An 8,964-nucleotide genomic window follows, 5' to 3' on the forward strand; every position below is an offset into this window, starting at 1 on the left:
CTGCTTCGCATGATCTGATCTGTCTTCGCTTCGCTTGACACCGACCCCAATGAGGCCCGTCCACAGGGACTGATTAGAAATTTTTCATCGAACACCCTGTGAAGACAATTTTATTCAACTAATCAAATAAACTTTGAATTATCCAATAGCACAAGACGTTAATTTTTAATTATCTCATCCTTTCCGTTTGCCGTTTAACATTTTTTTATTTGGCTTCATACGACCGGATTCGTAAATTGCTTACGAATAAAATCGTAGCAATGGCCGTTTCCAAGAATATCAAACCAACAGAGAGTGAACTGGAGATTTTACGGGTGCTTTGGGACAAAGGTACCGCCACCGTAAGAGAGGTACACGAGATCCTGAGCGAGCACAAAGACGCCGGGTATACCACTACCCTTAAACTGATGCAGATCATGTTTGAGAAAGGCATCGTAAAGCGGGATGACAGCAGTAAAACCCATATTTACCGGGCCAATATTACCCGCGAGAATACACAGCAGCAGATCGTGGGTAAAATGATCAATTCCCTTTTTGGAGGCTCTTCTACCCAGCTGGTGATGCAGGCTTTAGGTAATACGGTACCTAACAAGGAAGAGCTGGATGAGATCCAGAAACTATTGGACAACCTGAAAAAACAGTAAGTGTATGCAGCACCTGTTTCAATCCGTTTTTTTACAGTCGCTGGGATATGCCATTGCCCATAGCGTATGGCAAACAGCGCTTGTATGGCTGATCTATATCAGTATCACCGGTTTACTGCCCATGGGTGCTGCAGCCAAATACCGGTTGGGCGTGGCCGCGCAAACCATCGGTTTTGTCTGGTTCCTGTTTACTTTTCAATTCTATTACCAGCAATACCACCAGGCATGGCAGCCTGTACAAACGGCTGCAGAAAATATGCAACCTATAACTGCTACCGGAACGGGAGTACTGTCCGGTGTACTGCAATGGATGCTGAAAGGAGAAAGACTCTTGCCCTATATATCCATGGCATACCTGTTATTGATGGTCTTTCTCTGTGTACGCTGGTTCATGGGCTATCGCCAAACACAGCTGATCCGCTACCAGGGACTGCATAAGATGCCAGCCGAATGGCGTTTATTTGTGCAGAAAATTGCGGCCCAGCTCAATATCAAAAAAAACGTACGGGTGTTTTTATCTGAGCAGGTAAGTACACCACTCACGATTGGTTTTTTAAAACCGATTATCCTTGTGCCGATGGCCAGCATTAACCATCTCAGCACCCAGCAGATGGAAGCTGTTTTGCTGCATGAAATGGCACATATCAAACGCTACGATTATCTCGTCAATATCCTTTTATCCATTGCAGAGATCGGTCTGTTCTTTAACCCCTTCACGCAGCTGATCAGTAAATCTATCCGCAAAGAAAGGGAGAACAGTTGTGATGACTGGGTGTTGCAATTTCAATACGAGGCACCGGTATATGCTGAAGCTTTGCTACGTATAGCTTACCTGCAACAGGCACCGGCACTGGCCATGACCGCTACCGGAAAAAAGAATGACCTGTTATACCGTGTAAAGCGGATGATTGAACAAAAAGAAAACCGCTTCAGCTACCGCAAACAGTTACTGGCTTTTTTTATTGTAACCGGTATTCTGAGTTCTGTGGCCTGGTTAAGTCCGATCAAATCCAGCCGCAACGAACAGCCCATTGCTTCTCAATCAAAAAAAATAAAACTGGCCACCCCTACGAAAAGAGCACAGCCTTATACCGTGGAACCGATGGCTATCCGTGTAGATAATCCCTTGTTCAATCCGGTTTTCTTTTTATCCAAACCTTTACAGGCGGAAGTGAAAAAAAATGTGGTGGAGGCTGAAAAAGAATTAACGGATGTTGAGAAAGCTTCTCCTGCCGGTATCGTCAATTCCTTCACACCCCTGATCGCTGATGCTTTGCAACAGGCTTCTCTTGAAATGGAAAAACAGCAAAAGCATGATTGGCAGAAAGAGTTGGCCGAAATGGAAAAAGCCAAACAGGAACTGGCCAGGGTATTGTCTGCCGATTCGGCCCTCTTTACTGCGAATATGCGTAAGCAGTTTAAACAGGAGATCAGCAACGGAATGAAGAAAGTATCGGCCGATATAGAGAAAGCCAAAGCGGAGATGCAGAAAGCTTTCAGTGTGAATGTGAATATTGACAAGACAAAAATTACGCACGATATCCAGCAGGCCATGGATGTAGTAACAGACCTGGATAAAATGGGACTGGACAAACTCATCCTCCAATCACTGCGGAGTGTAGAACCGCTGTTCAGAGAAGAACAACAGCCCCTTCAGAAAAAAATACCCCGGAATCGGAATAAGCTCGGGAAGAAAGAATTACCAGAACGGATGATACCGGAAGAGACCGAAACAAAAGAGATCATTGTGGTAGAAACCCCTCTGGAAACACTTGTTACGCCCGTACCAGAACCGGTAGTAATGAATGAGATTAACTTACAAAAATTAGTCCTGCTCTCCAGACTGGCGGAATTGTCTTCCCTCCGGCAAATGAAACTGGCTTTTGCAAAACTGATAGATGCGAAGAAAATAGAAAAACTGCCACTCGTGCTCAAAAAAAGGGTTCGTGCAGAAGAAGAAAAACAGGTAATACTACTGCAGCAATAAGGCTGTTACCAGAGATTACGCGGACACCAATCGCCCCATTTATTACCGAGCAGGAACCCGATCAGTATTTCATGCGTACCCTTACTCACCGTATTCAGGGTAGAAGTCTGTACATCGTAGGAATAACCGATATTGATATTGCGGTTAAGATTCAGTCCCACCATCGCCGCAAAACCATCCTGGTAACGGTAAGAAGCACCGGCCCAGACCAGGTCCTGGTATTGTAGTTTGGCATTCACATCAAAGCCCAATGGTAGCGGACTGATATAACGTACCAGCATAGAAGGTAACAGGCTTACATCATCCGTTAACTGCATCCGGTATCCCGCACTGAGGAATAAATGCGGTATTAATTTCCCGTTTTGTAAGTACACCGTATTATCAGAGAAAGCGATCTGCTGCGGAATGATCTGCTGTGCGGCCAGGCCTACAAAATAATCCCTTGAATATAACCAGAGCCCTGCACTGATATCCGGTTTAATCCGGTTAATGACCCCACTACCTGCCACAGCCGGATCTACGGTAGTGCCTCCGAAATTCAGTTTACTTGCATCCAGGCTCACATTGGTAAACCCGATAGAAGTACCCGCCGCCAGTGAAGTGCGGGGTGATAAACTTAAGTGATAAGAATAGGTGCCGTAAACTGCGAAACGATTCAGCGGACCGGTTTTATCGTTCAGTATGGTAAACCCTACACCGTGGTGCGGATCGGGTGCCGTATAATCCCTCCAATATGCTTCTCCCCTTGGGTTACTACCCCCGGCACGGAAACTGGTGGCAGAGCCCCTGTCGTCGTAATCACTTTTCTTCAGGGGGCCGTGCATGGTGAGATAAGTAGTTACCGGCGCATCCTGTAAACCCACCCATTGCATGCGGTGACTGGCTTTCACATCCCAGTAATTCTCAATCCCCGCTACGGCCGGATTGATGATATAATTGTTCATGATATACTGCGTATAATAAGGCCGCTGCTGGGCCGCAACTGCCGTGCAGATACATAAAGCGATTCCTAGCATGACCTGTTTTACACGCATATCCTTACTTTATAATAGTGACCGATCCTGTGATAATCTGTCGTCCGTTTTTAGGGTTGATAATATAATAATACGTTCCTATCGGTAATGGGTTGCCATTCCGGGTGCCATTCCACTCCACATCATACCCCAAAGATCGAAAAACTATCTGTCCGTAGCGATTATATACATCAATGGTAGCACCGGGATACCCATCCAGGTACTTGATCCGCCACGTATCATTGATACCATCGCCATTGGGCGAAAAAGCATTGGGCACTTCCGGACCTTTTAATACCCGTATAAAAATAGTATCTGTAACCGAACATCCGCCTTTTGCGGTCAGTTTTAATCGATACGTGATATCCTCTTCCGGAATGGCTTTGGGGGTTGCGGCCGTATCACTGCTGAGATAAGTGGATGGTGTCCAGAGATAGGCCAGTTCATTGCCATATACATAGGTAGGAGTCAGTATAACCTGCCCTCCTATCAATACCGTGATCTTATGCGGCAATACCAGTTTGGGGTTGGGATAAACGGTGAGCGACTGGGTAGCCGTATCGCTGATACAACCATCGGCATTCAGAAAATAAAGGCTTACCGTAAACAGCCCCGAATCATTGAACTGTTTATTCGGATTCTGCTGGGTGGATATATCGCCGCCCGCCAGGTTCCATGCCCAGTTGGCAACAGCACTGGATCCACTGTAGCTTTTATCGGTAAAGTTGATGATATCGCCGTAACAAAGCTGGCTGGCAGATACGGTGAACGATGCTTTGGGTTGTGGATATACCGTAATCGTTTGTGACGTAACATCAGAACAGGCCGTACCACCCGAATAAGCTACCATCCTGATGGTATAGGTTTTGGGAGAGCTTGGATCAGCATAGGCGTGAGGATAAATTTTTCCCGGTGCAGGATTTTCATCCGTTTCTTTTACAGTAGGATTGTTGCTATAGTCCCAATAGATCTCCAGTTTGGTTACAAATCCAAAATCAACGGTTGAATTATTTTTCAGCCTCACCGGTTTTATCCCACAATACGGAGCCGCATCGGCAAATTCAAAAGCAGCTTTGGGGATACTTCCGTTGACGGTGAAGTCCTGGACCAGGTTTGCTACACAACCGTCTTTTGAGGTAACCGTAAGCGATACTTTGTAATTCCCTTTATCTGCATACTTGATCTGCGGATTTTGTAAAGTGCTGGATGCAGCAGAAGGGCCGGGACTAACAGGCGGTGTACCTGCGTTAAAATTCCACAGGTATTTGAATTGCGCCTGGGAACCATCGCTGATTTTACTGGTATCTGTAAACAGGGCAAATGCATCGCTCAAACACACTTCCGGTAAAATAAACCCGGGTTGCGGGCTTGGATTGATGGTAAAAGCAGGTGCATACGGATCACTCTCACAACCCGTGGCAGTGGCCACTTTCAGGCTCACGGCTTTGGTACCATCAGTGGTATATTGGGCGGTTACCGGTGCATTTGTGGTGTTGGTGATAATACTGGCTCCATTATCCAGGTTCCAGATCCATTTGGCAAGGGTTCCTGTGGTTGTGGTAGAAGCATCAGTGAAAGTGATATCCCTGTTTACACACTTAATTGAAGTAGCCGTAAACCCTGCCACCGGTTTGGCTGATTGTTGTACCGTTTGGCTGTATTCAGTAGATAAACAACCGATATCGGAAGCTACTTTGAGTTTGATGGTATAACTGGCCGGACTGTTATATATTTTAGGAGATAAGGTTGCTGTGGTAAGGTCGGCATTGGTGCCATCTCCAAAATCCCAGAACCAGCGTTTGATGGCTCCCTGCGAGGTATTGCTTTGATCAGTGAATGTAACGGGATCATTGGCACAACCGCCTGCAGCTACTGAAAACTTAGCCACAGGAAGTTCTTTTACCGTTACGGGCAGGGTAAATACCTGGTCGGTACTTCCACAGCCATCGGGAGTGGAGGAAGTGGTATACAGTTTAATTGTATCACGAATAGCGGCGGTATTGGCACTGGTGAAAGTGAAGGTTTTTCCGGGACTGTAATAAGTAAGTGTTTGCCCGTTCAGGGATCTGGTGCTATCAGCAGTAAAAGAAGTAAGCGGACCGATACCGGCAGCCGGCGAGATATTGGGTGCCGCCGAAAAATCCCATTTGATACTGGCCGGAACAAAAGCCAAAGGAACGGATAACTGCAGTGGCGTATTCACACAGGTAACGGCAGAATCAATGCGGCTGTAAGGGTTCTGAAAGGTAGCAGAGGGGGTAAAATCACGGACATTGGTTCCTCCATTATAACCGTAGGATTCAACATTGCCATAACCATACACAATGGCTGCAAAATTAGTATCTGCCGTTACCCTATGCACAGGATTTGTAGCAGAGCTTACGGTTAAGTCTTCCTGCAGGTAAGAATAATTGCTTCCCGGTATATCTACAAATGTTCCCGTGGGGGCTGCATTATCGATTTTAAGTGTGTTTTTAAAATTTTTGCTGACAATGATATTTACATAATGTAAGGCAATCTGGGTTTGCCCCTGTGGAACATAGGCAGCGTGTGCCGAAAAAAAAGTAATGTCTCTCAGCGTTTGTTCTACCGGATTCAGCAGAACCATTTCAGGATCGGAATAACAGGACTTTGGTGCATTGGTTCCGGTAGAGCACCCTGTTTTACAGGTTTGAGAAGTGATGTATTGCACTACTGAAATGGGTTCACTGCCTGTAATGACAATAGGTTTACTGGTTCTGTAGGTATAAAAGTTACCTGTACTGTTAAAGGCAGCAGCGCCCAATGTTGTGGTAACACCATTTTCCTGCACCTGAACGGTAGTGGTGCTATTTTGTACAAAAATTCTGAAAATGTCTTCCGGTCTGTCAATAAAAGGCGCCGTAACAAAAGTCTTTCCCCAGGAACGGGTGGGAAATAACTGTTGATAAAGATTATCTCCCCCACTGGCCCCTGCACAATCAAACGAGCTCCAGGTACTGGCTGAAAAAACGGCAATAGGTTTACAGCCAGATGTTCCGGAAGATTTTGAACTGACTTTAGTACCAGAGAGATCTCCAAAATCATTCGTCTGAAACTGGTAACAATCACCGGCATTGGCCAGTACTACTGAGAATTTTGTACCAGCGGGTTTTCCGCCCCTGCCAGCTGCGGTAGGGGTAATTTCAATAGTCGTATTATCCTGTGTTGCCACTACAACTAACTCACCTGTCCCCCCTCTGGTACCGTTACTGGTAGGACCGGCTGTAGAATTGGAATTCATACTCGGAACAATATAATCGTTACCGAGCACCGTTGTTGGAATGGCTAAAGTAGCCCCGCTTCTGGCTGAACGTATGATATGCGAATACACGACAACCGGATCCTGGGCTGTGATCCTGATAGCAGCATTTGTTTTAATTCCATCTGTCATATTCAGATATACGTCCGTATTCAATCCATAATACAGGGGAGTTGTTCCTGTAGTTGTTCCTGTACCCGTTGCGTTTAGAAATATCCGGGTTACTACATTCGCCTGAACAGAAAACGTTATGGGGGCGGCAGTTCCCAACTGTATGGTTCCGGAGGTATTTGCAGAACTGGTAATATATAAGCCCATTACTGATGTTGTTCCATCAATATGTGCGGGATAGGCGATCCAGAATTCCTTTCCTTTATTCGAGAAGTCCTGTCCATTTACCATCAAATGACCAAGGGTGCAGATACAAAACAGCAGAAATCGATACTTCTTCATCAGGGGGCGGTCAATATTTCGCAGCATTTCTGTTTGATAGAAACGCCATGTTTAAAATTAAGGCATATCAGCCTATCAGCCGGTTTAAAGACTCATTAAAACGTTAAAATGTTGTCTGCAACAAAGAGCTGGTTTCAGGTCCGCAGCAGAATAGCAGATCCAATATAGAAAGGTTGGGCTGAAACCCGATTCTGTCTTCGAACACCTGGGTGTACCGGGAGCAGGTTTCTGCCTGTTGGTAATTTTTGGGGAGGATGGTGCTCCGCCTGTCCGTTACACCCTCCGGATAGGTTTTCAGGTACTGCTGGGTCAGTGAAATATCTCCCGGGATTTTCAGTACTTTTTTCAGCCAGTGCAGCGTGGCCATGTTCAGGTCCAGCAGGTAGGTTTCTTTCTGTTGGAGGAGTTGCCAGACCCCATCCCGGTAAAATTCAAAGAAGGGTGCCCGGCTGTAACAGGACTCGATGGTTCGCCAATGCTGCACCTGCCAGTTGTCTGAATAGCTGATTCTGACATCCTTCATCAGCTCCCGCTGGCCCCTGCCTTTTTCCAACGGAACTGATAAACCTACCACACCATTGCTGCCCGCTACCATACAACGGTTGCGAAAACTCATTTTCTGGTAGGTTTCATATTGTTCAATTTCAATATTTGAAAAATTATTTAAAATTTTAAAGTAATTAATGCTTCCAAAATATTGACTATCAACTACTAAAAATAATATATTTTCACTCTGTTTAATCATTGTTTCAAATCAGCAAAATCCTTGAAATTTGGCAATATTAAATGCTATTTTTAATTTAGCTATTATTAAATAACTATTTGATTATTAATTATTTGTAATAAAATAATGCAAACTACTATTTTTAGTATTCAAAAACCAATCGCTTTTTGCCAAAAACGCTAATATATTTAGCGTCAAATGTAAGTTAATTAAAAAGAGTAAATCTTGAAAATCGGTGAGTCTCTCCTATTTTGCAGGCAAATACTTAGCTGTTGAAACAAGCCCTCCTATTCGCCTTATTTGCCCTTTTACTGGCAGGCTGCCAAAAGCCCCAGGGCTTTGATTACCGGGATATCAAAAATGTGAAGATTGAAAATATGGGGTTCGACAAAACCCTCCTGTCGATGGACCTGGTGTATTACAACCCCAACGGTTTTGGGGTGGATCTGAAAAAAGTGGACTGCGATGTATATGTGGACAACAGCTATCTCGGCAAATACCAGCTCGATACCCTGATGCATATTCCCCGGCGGGCTGAGTTCAACTTACCCTCCCGTATTGCCATAGATATGAAAACAGTGCTGAAAAACAGCCTCAATATGCTGTTCAGCCAGGAAGTGCTGATTAATGTAAAAGGAACCACCCGGGTGGGTAAGGCAGGGCTCTATACCAATGTGCCGTTTAATTATGAAGCGAGGCATCGGTTGAAGCTCTTTTGAATATCGAATATCGAGCAGGGAATGTCGAATTTCGAAGTAGTTCCATTATGGGCAAGAAAAACGCCAAATAGATCAATTTCGGCGTTCGATATTCTTTATTCGATATTCGACATTCAATTATACGGCTGCACATGACAGGGTTTT

General features: G+C 45.0%; 6 protein-coding genes. 3 read left to right on the top strand and 3 right to left on the bottom strand.

Translation table 11 applies throughout. The annotated features are described in order from the left end of the window. The first annotated feature begins 260 nt into the window (after positions 1-260). Both AC1RNB_RS15530 and AC1RNB_RS15535 read left to right on the top strand, forming a co-directional pair. On the top strand, positions 261-644 hold the full coding sequence (locus AC1RNB_RS15530; protein WP_493084297.1) for a BlaI/MecI/CopY family transcriptional regulator: 384 nt from the start codon (positions 261-263) through the stop codon (positions 642-644). Between the two features lie 4 nt (positions 645-648). Beyond that, positions 649-2,631 carry a M56 family metallopeptidase gene (locus AC1RNB_RS15535; RefSeq protein ID WP_493084299.1) on the top strand — a complete coding sequence of 661 codons (1,983 nt, stop codon included), beginning with the start codon at positions 649-651 and terminating at the stop codon, positions 2,629-2,631. Between the two features lie 5 nt (positions 2,632-2,636). Here AC1RNB_RS15535 and AC1RNB_RS15540 read toward each other — a convergent pair whose 3' ends face one another. From AC1RNB_RS15540 to AC1RNB_RS15550, 3 genes are all read right to left on the bottom strand, one after another. Further along, positions 2,637-3,665, bottom strand: coding sequence for a PorP/SprF family type IX secretion system membrane protein (locus AC1RNB_RS15540; protein WP_493084301.1), 1,029 nt, complete (start codon positions 3,663-3,665; stop codon positions 2,637-2,639). A gap of 4 nt (positions 3,666-3,669) precedes the next feature. Further along, positions 3,670-7,377, bottom strand: a complete 3,708-nt coding sequence (locus AC1RNB_RS15545) for a PKD domain-containing protein (RefSeq protein ID WP_493084303.1) — start codon at positions 7,375-7,377, stop codon at positions 3,670-3,672. A gap of 103 nt (positions 7,378-7,480) precedes the next feature. Further along, a complete protein-coding gene (locus AC1RNB_RS15550; protein WP_493084305.1) occupies positions 7,481-8,122 on the bottom strand; it encodes a WbqC family protein in 642 nt (213 codons plus the stop codon). A gap of 251 nt (positions 8,123-8,373) precedes the next feature. On the opposite strand from AC1RNB_RS15550, the gene AC1RNB_RS15555 reads away from it, so the two are divergent. Further along, positions 8,374-8,820 (top strand): LEA/WHy family protein, encoded by a 447-nt coding sequence (locus tag AC1RNB_RS15555; protein WP_493084307.1) that lies wholly within the window; start codon positions 8,374-8,376, stop codon positions 8,818-8,820. Positions 8,821-8,964 lie beyond the last annotated feature (144 nt).

It is taken from the genome of Sediminibacterium sp. GW821-FHT12F12 (assembly GCF_058806635.1).